Genomic DNA, 13250 nt, shown 5'->3' with positions numbered 1-13250 from the left:
ACGCGGTGCGCGCCGGTGCGGCCCCCGACCACGGGCCTGTCACGGCAGGGCAGTCGAACGGGAGGATGCCGCGTTGCACGTCCAGGAGTGGCTGGAGACGATCCCGCCGATCGCCGTCTACCTCCTCGTGGGGGTGGTGATCGGCCTGGAGAGCCTGGGCATCCCGCTCCCCGGCGAGATCGTCCTCGTCAGCTCGGCGCTGCTCGCCTCGCAGCACGGCGACATCAATCCGTACGTGCTCGGCGCCTGCGCCACCGCCGGTGCCATCATCGGGGACTCGATCGGCTACGCCATCGGCCGCAAGGGCGGCCGGCCGCTGCTCGCCTGGCTGGGGAAGAGGTTCCCGAAGCACTTCAGCGAGGCCAACATCGGACTCGCCGAGAGCTCCTTCCAGAAGTGGGGCATGTGGGCGGTCTTCTTCGGCCGCTTCATCGCCCTCCTGCGCATCTTCGCCGGACCGCTCGCGGGCGTGCTCCACATGCCGTACTGGAAGTTCCTCGTCGCCAACGTCCTCGGCGGCATCCTGTGGGCCGGCGGCACCACGGCCGTCATCTACTCGGTCGGCGTCGTCGCCGAGGCGTGGCTGAAGCGCTTCTCCTGGCTCGGCCTCGTCCTCGCCGTCCTGATCGGCCTCGCCTCGATGCTGCTCGTCAAGAACCGCGCCAAGAAGGCGGCCGCGCAGCGGGCCTCCGCCTCCGAGCCGGAACCGGAGCCCGTCCCGGCGACGGACTGAGCGGTACGGAGGCGCCGTACGGCGAGGAGACGGAGCGGAGGGCGGCACCCCGGCCGGGGTGCCGCCCTCCGCTCCGTCGTTCCCGACCGCGTCCCGCTCAGTCCCCGAACGCCTCCGCGTGGTCCCTGGCGAGGTGCAGGTACATCTCGGCGTTGAGCCGGATGCCCGCCTTCTCCTCCTCGGTCAGCGGACGGCGCACCTTCGCGGGGACGCCCGCGACCAGCGAACCCGGCGGGACCTCCATGCCCTGCGGGACGAGCGCCTGGGCGGCTACCAGCGAACCGGCCCCGATCCGGGCGCCGTTGAGGACCGTGGCGCCCATGCCCACGAGGACGTCGTCCTCGATGACGCAACCGTGCACGGTGGCGTTGTGGCCGATCGTCACCCGGGCGCCGATCGAGACGGGGAAGCCGGGGTCGACGTGGACCGTGCAGTTGTCCTGGACGTTGGAGTCCTCGCCGACTTCGATCGGACCGCAGTCCGCCCGCAGCACCGTGTGGTACCAGACGCTCGCGCGCGCACCGAGGGCGACCTCGCCGAGGACCACCGAGGTCGGGGCGGTGAAGGCGGTCGGATCGATCCGCGGCTCCTTGCCGCCCACACCCCTGATCAACGCCTCTGTCATGATTCCTCGCTCCTGATCGTCGGCCGTCGTGTCGCGCCCGGGTCGCCCCGCGGGCCGCAGCCTATGCCGCGCCCATGACGGACATCACAGCGCCCGGCGCCGAACGGGTCGGCGGGGGCCGACTACCGTGTCCGGGTGCCCAGGAACAGAAACACGTTCTCCTCCCTCGCCGCCTGGCGGCGCCGGGTCGTCGCACACGCCCTCCAGGGCGGCTGGCGCTGGGCGCAGCGGGCCGGGTCCGTCACCGCCGAGCACCCCGGGAGGCTGCGCTTCCGCCGGATCGGCGAGGGCACCCGGCTGGCCTTCCCGCAGGGCACGGTCTTCGGCGAGCGGTGGATCGAGATCGGCGGGTGCTGCATCATCGCCGAGCAGGTCACGCTGACGGCCGGAATGCTGCCGGACCTCGACCTCGGCACGGAGACGGTCCTGACCCTCGGCGACGGGGTCGTCCTCGGCCGGGGCAGCCACGTCATCGCCGACGCGAAGGTGACGATCGGCTCCGACACGTACTGCGGTCCGTACGTCTACATCACCTCGACCAACCACAGCTACGACGACCCGGAGGAGCCGATCGGCCGGCAGTGGCCCCGTTCCGCGCCGGTCTCGGTGGGGCCCGGCTGCTGGCTCGGCACGGGAGCGGTGGTCCTCCCCGGCGCGCGCATCGGCCGGAACGTGGTCGTCGCGGCGGGCGCGGTGGTGCGCGGGGAGGTCCCGGACCACTCGGTCGTGGCCGGCGCCCCGGCGAAGGTGGTCCGCAGGTGGGACCCGGAGAACGGCTGGCAGCCCCCGCTCCGCACCCCCGCCCCGGTCCCGATCCCGGAGGACGTCACCCCCGAACAGCTCGCGGCGCTCGCGGAGTGGGAGATCGCGCAGGCGGGCACGGCGGCGTCCTGACCGGGCCGGACGCGGCCGCGCCCCGGCACGGAGGAGCGAACCGGGGCGCGGGACGGACCGCTTCCGGCCGGTCGGCGGGTTCCCGGGTGGTCGCGCGCGGGGCTTCGGCGGACCGCGTTCCGTCCCACCGGGCGATGACGACGTGCAGGGCGTATCCAGCTGCGGAGTGTCGTGCGTGACGACGCGGTGTCCCCGTGGACACCCTTGCGCGGCGCGGGCCCGGGGCCCGTCCGCCGTGCGCCTTGCCCGGGGTCGTCAGGGCGTGCGATCCCGGAGGACTTCGTTCGGCATGGTCACCGCCCGGACGCCGCAGGAGGCGCACGGCGGACGGGCCCCGGGCCACCGTCGCCGCGTGAGCGGGGACCGCCGGCCCCGCCGACCGGAAGGGCGCCCTCTAGCCCAGGCGCGGGATCTCGATGGCGGGGCAGCGGTCCATCACCATGTCCAGGCCCGCCCCGCGGACGCGGGCGAAGGCGGCCTCGTCGACCACGCCCAGCTGGAACCAGACCGCCTTGGCGCCGATCGCCACCGCCTCGTCGGCGATTCCGCCCGCGAGGTCGGCGTTGACGAAGACGTCGACGACGTCGACCGGGAACGGGATGTCCGCGAGGGACGCGTAGCCCCGCTCGCCGTGGACCGTCTCCGCCTTCGGGTGGACCGGGACGATCCGCTTCCCGAAGCGCTGGAGGACGGCCGCGACCCCGTGGGCCGCCCGCGCCCGGTTGTCCGACAGGCCCACCACCGCCCAGGTGTCGCCCGTGGACGTCAGGATCCGCCGTACCGCCTCCGACGCGGAGTACTCGGCGGGACCGGTGGTCGTGCTGTCGGCGCTCATCGTCTCTGCTGCCTCTCCTCCGCGTGATCCGTCTCCCGGGGAACGAGCCGCGCCGCCCCCTGATTCCCGCCGCCCCCCGATTCCCGACGCCCCCGGCCGACCGGCCTCCTGCGGAGGTCGCCGTCCCCGGCCGGTCGCCGCCCCGGACCGGCCGCCGGGGAGCACCGGGCCGGCGGAACGTAGGCTGGCCGGATGCAGGAGCAGTACCGCACTCCGGCCCGCGAGGGCGTGCACGAGACCGAGATCAACCGCTCGCGCTTCCTCTGCGCGCTCGCGCCCGTCGCCGACGAGCGGGAGGCGCAGGAGTTCGTCGCGCGCGTCCGCGCGGAGCACCCGACCGCCACCCACAACTGCTTCGCCTACGTCCTCGGCGCCGACGCCTCCGTGCAGAAGGCCAGCGACGACGGCGAACCGGGCGGCACGGCGGGCGTCCCCATGCTGCAGATGCTGCTGCGCCGCGACATGCGGTACGCCGCCGCGGTCGTCACCCGCTACTACGGCGGCGTGAAGCTCGGCGCGGGCGGTCTGATCCGCGCGTACGGGGGAGTGGTCGGCGAGGCCCTCGACGCGCTCGGCACCGTGACCCGGCAGCGCTTCCGGCTCGCCACCGTCACCGTCGACCACCAGCGGGCGGGCAGGCTGGAGAACGACCTGCGGGCGACGGGCCGCGCCGTCCGCGACGTGCGGTACGCCGACGCCGTCACGATCGAGATCGGCCTCCCGGACGCCGATGTCCCCGCCTTCCGCGCCTGGCTCGCCGCCGCCACGGCGGGCGCGGCCGTGTTCGAGCTCGGCGGCGAGGCGTACGGCGACGTGTGAGGGGCGAGGGGGCGGGGGTGACGGGCGGTCCCGGGCCGCCGGGCGACGAGGACGGCCGCGCCCCCGCCCCCGCTCGGGATAGCGTGGTGGACGCACACGACGGGAACCGGCGGCGAGGAGCGGCACACATGCGGGGTGGGACGGCATCGTGAGGCTCCTGCACACCTCGGACTGGCACCTCGGCCGGTCCTTCCACCGCGTCGGACTCCTCGGCGCCCAGGCCGCGTTCCTCGACCACCTCGTGGCCGCCGTCCACGAGCACCGGGTCGACGCCGTCCTCGTCGCCGGGGACGTCTACGACCGGGCCGTGCCCCCGCTGCCCGCCGTCGAACTCTTCGACACCGCCCTGCACCGGCTCGCCGACGCCGGGGTCCCCACCCTCATGATCTCCGGCAACCACGACTCGGCCCGCCGCCTCGGCGTCGGCGCCGGGCTCATCGAACGGGCCGGCATCCACCTCCGCACCGACCCCGACGGCATCGGCACCCCCGTCGTCCTCACCGACGCCCACGGCGACGTCGCCCTCTACGGCCTGCCCTACCTGGAGCCCGCCCTCGTCCGCGAACGGCTCGGAGCCGCGAGGACCGGCCACGAGGCCGTGCTCACCGCCGCCATGGACCGGGTCCGCGCCGACCTCGCCCGGCGGCCCGCCGGCACCCGCTCCGTCGTCGTCGCCCACGCCTTCGTCGCCGGCGGCGCCCCCAGCGACAGCGAGCGGGACATCACCGTCGGCGGCGTGTCCGCCGTCCCCGCCGGGATCTTCGACGGCGTCGACTACGTCGCCCTCGGCCACCTCCACGGCAGCCAGGCCCTCACCCCCCGCGTGCGCTACTCCGGCTCCCCCCTCGCGTACTCCTTCTCCGAGGCCCGCCACCGCAAGACCATGTGGCTCGTCGATCTCGGCCCGGCCGGACCCGACGGCGCGGAACTCGACGCCGAACGCCTCGACTGCCCCGTCCCCCGCCCCCTCGCCCGGCTCCGGGGCCGTCTGGACGACCTCCTCGCCGACCCCGCGCTCGCCCGCCACGAAGGGGCCTGGGTCGAGGCGACGCTCACCGATCCCGTACGGCCCGCCGACCCCATGAACCGGCTCGCCGCACGCTTCCCGCACACCCTCAACCTGGTCTTCGACCCCGAGCGGACCGGGGGCGACTCCGGCGACTCCTACGCCCGGCGGCTCCGGGACCGCAGCGACCGGCAGATCGCGGAGGACTTCGTGGCCCACGTACGCGGCGGCGCGGCACTCGACGGAGCGGAACGGGCCGTCCTGTACGGCGCCTTCGACGACGTACGGGTCGGCACGGCCGAACGCGAGGCGGGCCGGTGAGGCTGCACCGCCTGGAGATCACCGCGTTCGGCCCCTTCGGCACCACGCAGACGATCGACTTCGACGCCCTGTCCTCCGCCGGGCTCTTCCTGCTCCACGGACCGACCGGCGCGGGCAAGACCTCCGTCCTCGACGCCGTCTGCTTCGCCCTCTACGGAAGCGTGCCCGGCGTCCGCCAGACCCCCGGCGCCACCCTGCGCAGCGACCACGCCCCCGCCGGCACGTCCACCGAGGTCCTCCTCGAACTGACCGTGGGGGAGAGGCGGCTGGAGATCACCCGCCGCCCGGCCCAGCAGCGGCCCAAGAGGCGCGGCACCGGCTTCACCACCGAGAAGGCGCAGACCTGGCTGCGCGCGTACGATCCCGCCACCGGCACCTGGACCGGCCTCAGCCGCTCCCACCAGGAGACAGGCGAGGAGATCACCCAGCTCCTCGGCATGAGCCGCGAGCAGTTCTGCCAGGTCGTCCTCCTCCCGCAGGGCGACTTCGCCCGCTTCCTGCGCGCCGACGCCGAGGCCCGGGGCAGGCTCCTCGGCCGCCTCTTCGACACCCGGCGCTTCGCCGCCGTCGAGGAACGCCTGGCCGACCTGCGGCGCGTGACCGAACAGCGGGTGCGGGAGGGGGACGAACGGCTGCTCGCCCTCGCCCACCGCATGGCCCAGGCCGCCGGCGGCCTGGGTGCGGCCCGCACCCCCGTCGAGGAACGGCCCGGAGATCCCGGGCTCGCCGCATCCGTCCTCACCCGGGCCGCCGTCGCCCGCTCCGAGGCGTACGAGGCCCTCGACGTCGCGGGCGTGCGGCTCGCCGCCCGCGAGCGCGCGCGGGACGCGGCGCGCGCCGCCCTCGACGCGGAGAACGACCTCGCCGCCCGCCAGGCCCGCCACGCCGACGCCCTCCTGCGCCGCGAACGGCTCACCGGCCGGGCGCCCGAACGCGACCGCCTCCGGACCGCCCTCGACCGGGCCCTCAGGGCCGACCGGGTCGCCCCCGCCCTGGCCCTGCGCCGGGACGCCGAGCGCGAGCACGCCACCGCGCTGGCCGCCCTCGAACGGACCCGCGCCCTGCTGCCCGCCGACCTCGCGGACGCCGGGACCGAACAGCTCTCCGCCCTGCAGAACAGGCTCCGCGGCGAGCTCGGCGGACTCGAATCGGCCCGCCGCGCCGAGCGGCGCGCCGCCGTCGTCGCGGAGGAACGGGCCGTCCTGGCGCGGGAGGCGAGCGCCGACGAGGACGTCCTGCGGGACGCGGCCGACCGGCTGGCCGGCTGGGAGCCGCGCCGCGCCGCGCTCGCCGGGCGCGTCGAGGCCGCGCGGGACGCGGTGGCCCGCGCCGAGCACCTCGCCGGACGCCTGGAACCCGCCCGTCGCCGGCTCGCCGCGGCCCGCCGCCGCGACGCCCTCGCCCGGGACGCCGGGGCGGCCGAACTCCGCCTCGCGGAGGCGCGCGAGCGGCGGAACGACGCCCACGAGGCATGGCTCGACGTCAAGTCCCGCCGCCTGCAGGGCATCGCCGCCGAACTCGCGGTCACCCTCGCCCCGGGCGACCCCTGCCAGGTCTGCGGCTCCACCGTCCACCCGGCCCCCGCCCGCACCACCGCCGACCACGTCGACCGCGCCACGGAGGAGGCCGCCTACGCGGCCCACACCGCGGCGGAGGAGGCCCGCGCCTCCGCCGAGCGCGCACTGGCGGTCGCCCGGGAGTCCTGGGCCGCGGCCCGCGCGGAGGCCCGGACCGGCCCGGACGGCGACACGACCGCCGCCGACCCCACCGTCGAAGAACTCGCCGGTGAGGTGGAGGAGCTGGCACGGCTCCACGCCGAGGCCCACGCGCTCGCCGGACAGGCGCACGCCGCGCGCGAGGCGCTCGCGCGGGCCGAGCGGGAGCACGAGGAACGGACGGGGGCGCAGCGGGAGGCCGAGCGGCGGGTCGCCGCGCGGACCGCGCGGTGCGAGGCCCTGGACCGGGAGCGGGCCGAACTCGACGAGGAGGTCGCCCGGGGGCGCGGCGCGTTCGCCACCGTGGCCGAACACGCCGCCCGCCTGGAGCGGCGGATCGCCCTCCTGGCCGACGCCGCCGGCACCGTGGCCTCCGCCGACCTCGCCGCCCGGCGGCTGAAGGAGGCCGACGACCGGCTCGCCGACGCCGCCTACCGCGCCGGCTTCACCACCCCCGACGAGGCAGCCGCCGCCCTCCTGCGGGAGGAGGAGCGCCGCGACCTCCAGCGGCGTCTGGACGCCTGGCAGGCGGAGGAGGCCGTCGTCGCGGACCGGCTCGCCGAACCGGGCACCGCGGCCGCCGCCGCGCTTCCGCCCGCCGACCCCGCCGCCGCCGAGGCCGCCCACGCGGCGGCGGAACGCGCGCTCCGCGAGGCCGACTCGGCCCTGGCCGCCGCCCGCGAGCGGGTCACCGGCCTGGCCGGACTCTCCCGGCGGGCCGCCGCCGAGGTCCGCGAGCTGGGACCGCTCCGCGAGGAGTACGAGCGGGTGGCCCGCCTCGCCGGACTCACCGCCGGCACCTCCGCCGAGAACGAGCGCCGGATGCGCCTGGAGTCGTACGTCCTGGCCGCCCGGCTCGAACAGGTCGCCGCCGCCGCCACCGCCCGCCTCCGGCGCATGTCCTCGGGCCGCTACACCCTCGTCCACTCCGACGCGCGGTCCGGCGGCAAACGGGCCGGCCTCGGGCTGCACGTGGTGGACGCCTGGACCGGCAGCGAGCGCGACACGGCCACGCTCTCCGGCGGCGAGACCTTCTTCGTCTCGCTCGCCCTCGCCCTCGGCCTCGCGGACGTCGTCACGGACGAGGCGGGCGGGGTCCGGCTCGACACCCTCTTCATCGACGAGGGCTTCGGAAGCCTCGACGAGCAGACCCTCGACGAGGTCCTCGACGTCCTGGACTCGCTCCGGGAACGGGACCGCAGCGTCGGCATCGTCAGCCACGTCGGTGACCTGCGGCGGCGCATCCCCGCCCAACTGGAGGTCGTCAAGGCGCGGCACGGGTCGGCGGTGCGGCTGCGGACCGGCGGGGACGCGCTCGACGGCTGAGGACGCGCCGGCCAGTGGCGCCCGGGGAGCGCGCGACGGTCGGGGAGGAAGGACGGCGGGGGAGTCCCCGGCCGCTCGGGCGAACGGCCGGGGATTCCCGCTCCCGCCTCAGAGCCGTGAGATCTCGTCCACCAGGTCGTCCAGGCCCAGCGGCCCCTGGGAGAGGGCCGCCATGTGCCACGCCTTCGCGTCGAACGCGTCGCCGTGCGCCGCCCGCGCGTTGGCCCGGCCGAGGAGCCAGGCGCGCTCGCCCAGCTTGTAGCCGATGGCCTGTCCGGGCACCGAGAGGTAGCGGGTCATCTCGCTCTCCACGAAGGCCGGCGGGCGGCTGCTGTGGAGCTGGAAGAACTCCTGGGCCAGCTCCGGGGTCCACCGCTCGCCCGGGCGGAAGGGCGAGTCCGCCGGGATCTCCAGACCCAGGTGCATGCCGATGTCCACGATGACCCGGCACGCGCGCATCATCTGGCCGTCGAGGTATCCCAGGCGCCGTTCCGCGTCGGGCAGGAAGCCGAGTTCGTCCATCAGGCGTTCCGCGTACAGCGCCCAGCCCTCCATGTTGGCGCTGACCTTGCCGATGGTCGCCTGGTAGCGGGAGAGCCGGTCGGCGACGTGCACCCACTGCGCGGACTGGAGGTGGTGTCCGGGCACGCCCTCGTGGTACCAGGTCGACACCAGGTCGTACACCGGGAAGCGGGTCGTGCCGTCCACGGGCAGCCAGGTGCGGCCGGGCCGGGAGAAGTCCTCGGACGGGCCGGTGTAGTAGGGCGCGGCGGCGCCGCCGGGCGGGGCGATGCGGGACTCCACCCGGCGCACGCGCTCGGCGAGTTCGAAGTGGGTGCCGTCGAGCGCCTCGACGGCCTCGTCCATGAGCCGCTGGAGCCAGACCCGGACCTCGTCGACGCCCTCGATGTGCGCGCCGTGCTCGTCCAGGTGGGCGAGCGCCTCCCACGGGTCCGCGCCGGGCAGGATGCGCCCGGCCTCGGTCCGCATCTCGCCGAGGATGCGGTGGTACTCGGACCAGCCGTACGCGTAGGCCTGGTCGAGGTCCAGGTCGGTGCCGTTGAAGAAGCGCGACCAGCGCCGGTAGCGCTCGCGGCCCACCGTGTCCGGCGCGCCGGCGACGGCCGGGGCGTACACGTCCCGCATCCAGTCCCGCAGCGCCACGACGGCCGAGGTGGCGGCCCCGGCCGCCGCCGCCAGCTCGGCGCGGAGGCCGCCGGGGAGCGTGCCGGGCCCGGCGGCGAACTCCTCGAACCAGCCGGGTCCCCCGCCCTCGCCGCCCGCCCATTCGGTGAGCTGGCCGACGAAGGTGGCGGTGGCGCGCGGCCCCGCGTACAGCCTGCGCTCCAGGCCGAGCGCGAGCGAGGAGCGGTAGCCGTCGAGGGCGGCCGGGACCGCGCGCAGCCGGGCGGCGACCGCCGTCCAGTCCTCCTCGGTCTCCGTCGGCATCACGGTGAAGGCGATGCGGACGCTGTGCGCGGGCGAGCGCATGTTGCTGACGGCGCGCAGGTGCTCCTCGCCCTCGTGCACGGCCAGTTCCGCCGTCAGGCGTTCCCGCAGCAGCCGCGCGCACCGCCGCTCGGCGTCGTCGTCCGCGCCCGGCGCGCGCTCGGCCCCGTCGAGCCGGGCGAGCGTGCGGCGGGCGAGAGCGGCCACGGCCTCCCGGCCCGCCGGCGAGAAGTCGGGCAGCAGTCCGGCGCTCTCCCTGACTCCCAGGTACGTACCGGTGATCGGGTCGAGGGCGATGAGTGCGTCGACGTGGTCGTCGGCGACCTGGCGGGGCAGCGGGCTGCTGGGAATCTCTGGCATGGAGGGCATCCTGTCGCCTCCGGCGGGCCCGCGTCATCCTCGGCCGGGCTCGGTCGGCCGACATGGGGCCCCCGCGGGCGGGAGGAGCGGTCCGCACTCCCACTGCTGGAAGATCAGCCGGGTCTCGACCCGGGCCACCTCCCGGCGGGAGGTGAACTCGTCCAGGACGAGTCGTTGCAGGTCGGTGGGGTCCGCCACGGCCACGTGCACCAGGTAGTCGTCGGGCCCGGTGAGGTGGAAGAGCGCCCGGGACTCCGGGAGCGCCCGGATCCGTTCGACGAACGGACCGATCAGTTCCCTGCGGTGCGGACGGACCTGGACGAGCAGGAGCGCTTCGAGGCCACGGCCGAGTTTGGCCGGATCCAGCCGTAGTTGATGTCCGAGGACCACTCCCGTGCGCCGCAGCCGTGCCACGCGGTCCAGACAGGTGGAGGGAGCGACGCCGACCTCGGCGGCGAGGTCGCGGTAGGTGGTCCGGGCGTCGTTCTGCAGGAGGCGAAGAATGTGCAGATCGACCGTGTCCAGTACGACGGAATCGGCCATCGGGCGAACGTAGCACGGCGATGTCCCGCTACCGCCCGGTATCCGTTCACAGTGCCGCCCATGGACGTCATGGATCACGGTCCCTCGGCCACCCCGAGGGCCCTCGCCACCGAAGCCGTGCACGCCGGCCGCGAAGACCTCGCCGCGCTCGGACTGCACGCCCCGCCGCTCGACCTGTCCACCACCTATCCCTCGTACGACGCCCGCGCCGAGGCCGCCCGGATCGACGAGTTCGCCACCACCGGCGCCCGGCTCGACGGCCCGCCCGTCTACGCCCGGCTCGACAACCCGACCGTCGCGCGCTTCGAGGAGGCGCTCGCCCGCCTGGAGGGCACCGAGTCGGCCGTCGCCTTCGCCAGCGGCATGGCGGCCCTGACCGCCGTCCTGCTCGCCCGGGCGAGCCAGGGCCTGCGCCACGTCGTCGCGGTCCGCCCGCTGTACGGCTGCAGCGACCACCTCCTCGACGCCGGTCTCCTCGGCACCGAGGTGACCTGGACCGACCCGGCGGGCATCGCGGACGCGATCCGGCCCGACACCGGCCTGGTCATGGTCGAGACGCCCGCCAACCCCACGCTCGCCGAGGCCGACGTCCGGGCCCTCGCCCACTCCTGCGGCTCGGTGCCGCTCCTGGTCGACAACACCTTCGCCACCCCCGTCCTCCAGCGGCCGGCCGGACAGGGCGCCCGGATCGTGCTGCACAGCGCGACCAAGTACCTGGGCGGCCACGGCGACGTCATGGGCGGGATCGTGGCCTGCGACGAGGAGTTCGCCCGCACCCTCCGCCAGGTCCGCTTCGCCACCGGCGGAGTGCTCCACCCGCTGGCCGGCTACCTCCTCCTGCGCGGCCTGTCCACCCTGCCGGTGCGGGTGGGGGCGGCCTCCGCGACGGCCGCGGAGCTGGTGCGGCGGCTCGCCGCGGACCCCCGGATCACCCGCGTCCACTACCCGCGGATCGGCGGCGCGATGGTCGCCTTCGAGGTGGCGGGGGACCCGCACGACGTGATCGCCGGGGTGCGGCTGATCACCCCGGCGGTCAGCCTCGGCAGCGTCGACACCCTCATCCAGCACCCGGCCTCCATCAGCCACCGGATCGTGGCCGAGGGGGACCGGCGCTCGGCGGGCGTCAGCGACCGGCTGCTGCGCATGTCGGTCGGTCTGGAGGACGTCGAGGACCTCTGGCAGGACCTGACGCGGGCGCTCAGCGCTCCGCCGGCCGGGCCTCTCCGTGCCGCGGGGTCCGCGCGTCCGGACGCGGTGCCGGGGACAGCCGGGCGGTGATCACCAGCGTGCCCTCCTCGATCTGGTAGTCCAGCGGCAGGTCCAGCGCCCGCATCGCGGCCACCATCCCCGTGTTGGACGCCTGGGTCACGGCGTACACGCTGTCGCAGCCGGCCTCCTCGGCCATCGCCACGAGCCGACCGAGGAGTTCGGAACCGATGCCGCGCCGCTGCCAGTCGTCCTCGACGATCAGCGCGACCTCGGTCTCGTCCCCGTCCCACAGCAGGTGGCCCAGGGCGACGAGGCGGCCGGAGGCGGTCCGTACGGCGAGGGTGCGCCCGAAGCGGGGGCTGAGCAGGTGGTCGAGGTAGCGGTCGGCGTCGCGGACCGGACCGTGGTAGCGCAGGCCCAGGGTGCGGGCCGAGCAGCGGTCGTGCATGGCCCGCGCGGCGGCCAGGTCGCGCCGGTCGGCGCGGCGGACGGTGATCTCGTTGCCCCCGGGCAGGGTCAGGACGTCCCGGACGCGCGGGACGCGCGGGCCGAGCCGGGCGTCGAGCTCGACCAGGGCGCGGGCCCGCGCGAACTCGGTCGGGGTGAAGGGCAGATGGGGGCGCTCGACCACGAGCGTGCCGCCGTGTGGGTCGCGCAGCCGCATCACGGTCTCCTCCAGGACCCCTTCGACCGGGACCTGTTCACCGGTGGGGCGGCCGGCGAGGGAGACGGCCGGTACGGAGTGGAGGGTGCAGCGGCCGAGGAGTCGGCGCAGCGCGAGCGGCAGTTCGGCCGCGTCCAGCGCGGTACGGGTGGCGAGTTCGAGCACCCGGGTGGGCGTGTCCACCAGATCGTGGGCGTCGGCCCGTTCGGTCCAGGTGTCCCGCCCCCCGGCGGCCGAGGTCTCGTGGACGAGGGTCCGGGCGGAGAGGCCGGCGGGGGCGCGCAGCAGGAACTCGTCGGCCGTGCCGTCGGCCAGCGGGTGCGTCTGGAGGGTGAGGATGTCCACGCCCAACCGGGCGAGGGCCGTGCACAGGGCGGCGAGGCTGCCCGGGGTGTCCGCGACGGTGGTGCGCATCCGCCACAGCGTGGTCCCGCCCGGCGTCCCGGACTCCTCCGGGACGCCGGTGTCCGGCTCCGGCCGTGTGGCGGGGGAGCGGCCGGGCGGACCGGCGGGTGGGGCGTGACCGTGCCTCCGCGCCCACCAGGTGTGGAAGGCCGCGGTGGCGACCAGCGCGATCGCCGAGAACACCAGCAGGTAGGGGCCGTCGGGTCCCTTGACCACGGTCTTGGCGATCGTGTCGGCCGCCACCACGGCGGTGAACAGGCCGGCCAGCTCGATCAGGTCGTGCCGCCAGTGGTGCGGGCGGCGGGTGCTCTTCGAGGACGTCACATCGGTCATGACCTCACTGTGG

Annotated in this window: 11 protein-coding genes; 6 read left to right on the top strand and 5 right to left on the bottom strand. The window is 75.8% G+C overall.

Annotated features, from left to right (window positions below):
- Positions 1-73: 73 nt before the first annotated feature.
- Positions 74-733 (top strand): DedA family protein, encoded by a 660-nt coding sequence (locus tag ACZ6AQ_RS25270; protein ID WP_468762545.1) that lies wholly within the window; start codon positions 74-76, stop codon positions 731-733.
- A gap of 97 nt (positions 734-830) precedes the next feature.
- Here the strand turns inward: ACZ6AQ_RS25270 and ACZ6AQ_RS25265 are convergent, their stop codons facing one another.
- On the bottom strand, positions 831-1358 hold the full coding sequence (locus tag ACZ6AQ_RS25265; RefSeq protein ID WP_468762543.1) for a gamma carbonic anhydrase family protein: 528 nt from the start codon (positions 1356-1358) through the stop codon (positions 831-833).
- 135 nt (positions 1359-1493) lie between these two features.
- On the opposite strand from ACZ6AQ_RS25265, the gene ACZ6AQ_RS25260 reads away from it, so the two are divergent.
- Positions 1494-2252: an acyltransferase gene (locus ACZ6AQ_RS25260; RefSeq protein ID WP_468762542.1), complete on the top strand. Its 759-nt coding sequence runs from the start codon at positions 1494-1496 to the stop codon at positions 2250-2252.
- Positions 2253-2646: 394 nt separating this feature from the next.
- On the opposite strand, the gene ACZ6AQ_RS25255 is transcribed toward ACZ6AQ_RS25260, so the two are convergent.
- Positions 2647-3087, bottom strand: a complete 441-nt coding sequence (locus tag ACZ6AQ_RS25255) for a CoA-binding protein (RefSeq protein ID WP_468762540.1) — start codon at positions 3085-3087, stop codon at positions 2647-2649.
- Between the two features lie 192 nt (positions 3088-3279).
- On the opposite strand from ACZ6AQ_RS25255, the gene ACZ6AQ_RS25250 reads away from it, so the two are divergent.
- The 3 genes from ACZ6AQ_RS25250 (at position 3280) to ACZ6AQ_RS25240 (ending at position 8274) form a co-directional block, all read left to right on the top strand.
- Positions 3280-3906, top strand: a complete 627-nt coding sequence (locus ACZ6AQ_RS25250; RefSeq protein ID WP_468762538.1) for a YigZ family protein — start codon at positions 3280-3282, stop codon at positions 3904-3906.
- A gap of 148 nt (positions 3907-4054) precedes the next feature.
- Positions 4055-5233 carry an exonuclease SbcCD subunit D gene (locus ACZ6AQ_RS25245; RefSeq protein ID WP_468762536.1) on the top strand — a complete coding sequence of 393 codons (1179 nt, stop codon included), beginning with the start codon at positions 4055-4057 and terminating at the stop codon, positions 5231-5233.
- Positions 5230-8274, top strand: coding sequence for an AAA family ATPase (locus ACZ6AQ_RS25240; protein WP_468762534.1), 3045 nt, complete (start codon positions 5230-5232; stop codon positions 8272-8274). Before ACZ6AQ_RS25245 ends, ACZ6AQ_RS25240 begins: the two co-directional genes overlap by 4 nt.
- Before the next feature lie 108 nt (positions 8275-8382).
- Here the strand turns inward: ACZ6AQ_RS25240 and ACZ6AQ_RS25235 are convergent, their stop codons facing one another.
- Positions 8383-10083: a DUF885 domain-containing protein gene (locus ACZ6AQ_RS25235; RefSeq protein ID WP_468762532.1), complete on the bottom strand. Its 1701-nt coding sequence runs from the start codon at positions 10081-10083 to the stop codon at positions 8383-8385.
- A 33-nt stretch (positions 10084-10116) separates the two neighbouring features.
- On the bottom strand, positions 10117-10626 hold the full coding sequence (locus ACZ6AQ_RS25230) for an Lrp/AsnC family transcriptional regulator (RefSeq protein ID WP_388692256.1): 510 nt from the start codon (positions 10624-10626) through the stop codon (positions 10117-10119).
- A 60-nt stretch (positions 10627-10686) separates the two neighbouring features.
- On the opposite strand from ACZ6AQ_RS25230, the gene ACZ6AQ_RS25225 reads away from it, so the two are divergent.
- A complete protein-coding gene (locus tag ACZ6AQ_RS25225) occupies positions 10687-11904 on the top strand; it encodes a trans-sulfuration enzyme family protein (protein WP_468762530.1) in 1218 nt (405 codons plus the stop codon).
- Here ACZ6AQ_RS25225 and ACZ6AQ_RS25220 read toward each other — a convergent pair.
- Positions 11825-13228 carry a GNAT family N-acetyltransferase gene (locus tag ACZ6AQ_RS25220; RefSeq protein ID WP_468762651.1) on the bottom strand — a complete coding sequence of 468 codons (1404 nt, stop codon included), beginning with the start codon at positions 13226-13228 and terminating at the stop codon, positions 11825-11827. The genes ACZ6AQ_RS25225 and ACZ6AQ_RS25220 overlap by 80 nt on opposite strands.
- Positions 13229-13250: the final 22 nt, after the last annotated feature.

It is taken from the genome of Streptomyces sp. NPDC041191 (assembly GCF_055591945.1).
Note: the sequence above shows the minus strand (reverse complement) of the source record. Positions and strands in the feature narration are given on the sequence as shown.

What these genes read in the sequence shown, in the direction of transcription:
- ACZ6AQ_RS25255 (WP_468762540.1), bottom strand. Translation starts at nt 3,087, where the DNA reads ATGAGCGCCGACAGCACGACCACCGGTCCCGCCGAGTACTCCGCGTCG.
- ACZ6AQ_RS25250 (WP_468762538.1), top strand. Translation starts at nt 3,280, where the DNA reads ATGCAGGAGCAGTACCGCACTCCGGCCCGCGAGGGCGTGCACGAGACC.
- ACZ6AQ_RS25230 (WP_388692256.1), bottom strand. Translation starts at nt 10,626, where the DNA reads ATGGCCGATTCCGTCGTACTGGACACGGTCGATCTGCACATTCTTCGC.
- ACZ6AQ_RS25225 (WP_468762530.1), top strand. Translation starts at nt 10,687, where the DNA reads ATGGACGTCATGGATCACGGTCCCTCGGCCACCCCGAGGGCCCTCGCC.
- ACZ6AQ_RS25265 (WP_468762543.1), bottom strand. Translation starts at nt 1,358, where the DNA reads ATGACAGAGGCGTTGATCAGGGGTGTGGGCGGCAAGGAGCCGCGGATC.
- ACZ6AQ_RS25235 (WP_468762532.1), bottom strand. Translation starts at nt 10,083, where the DNA reads ATGCCAGAGATTCCCAGCAGCCCGCTGCCCCGCCAGGTCGCCGACGAC.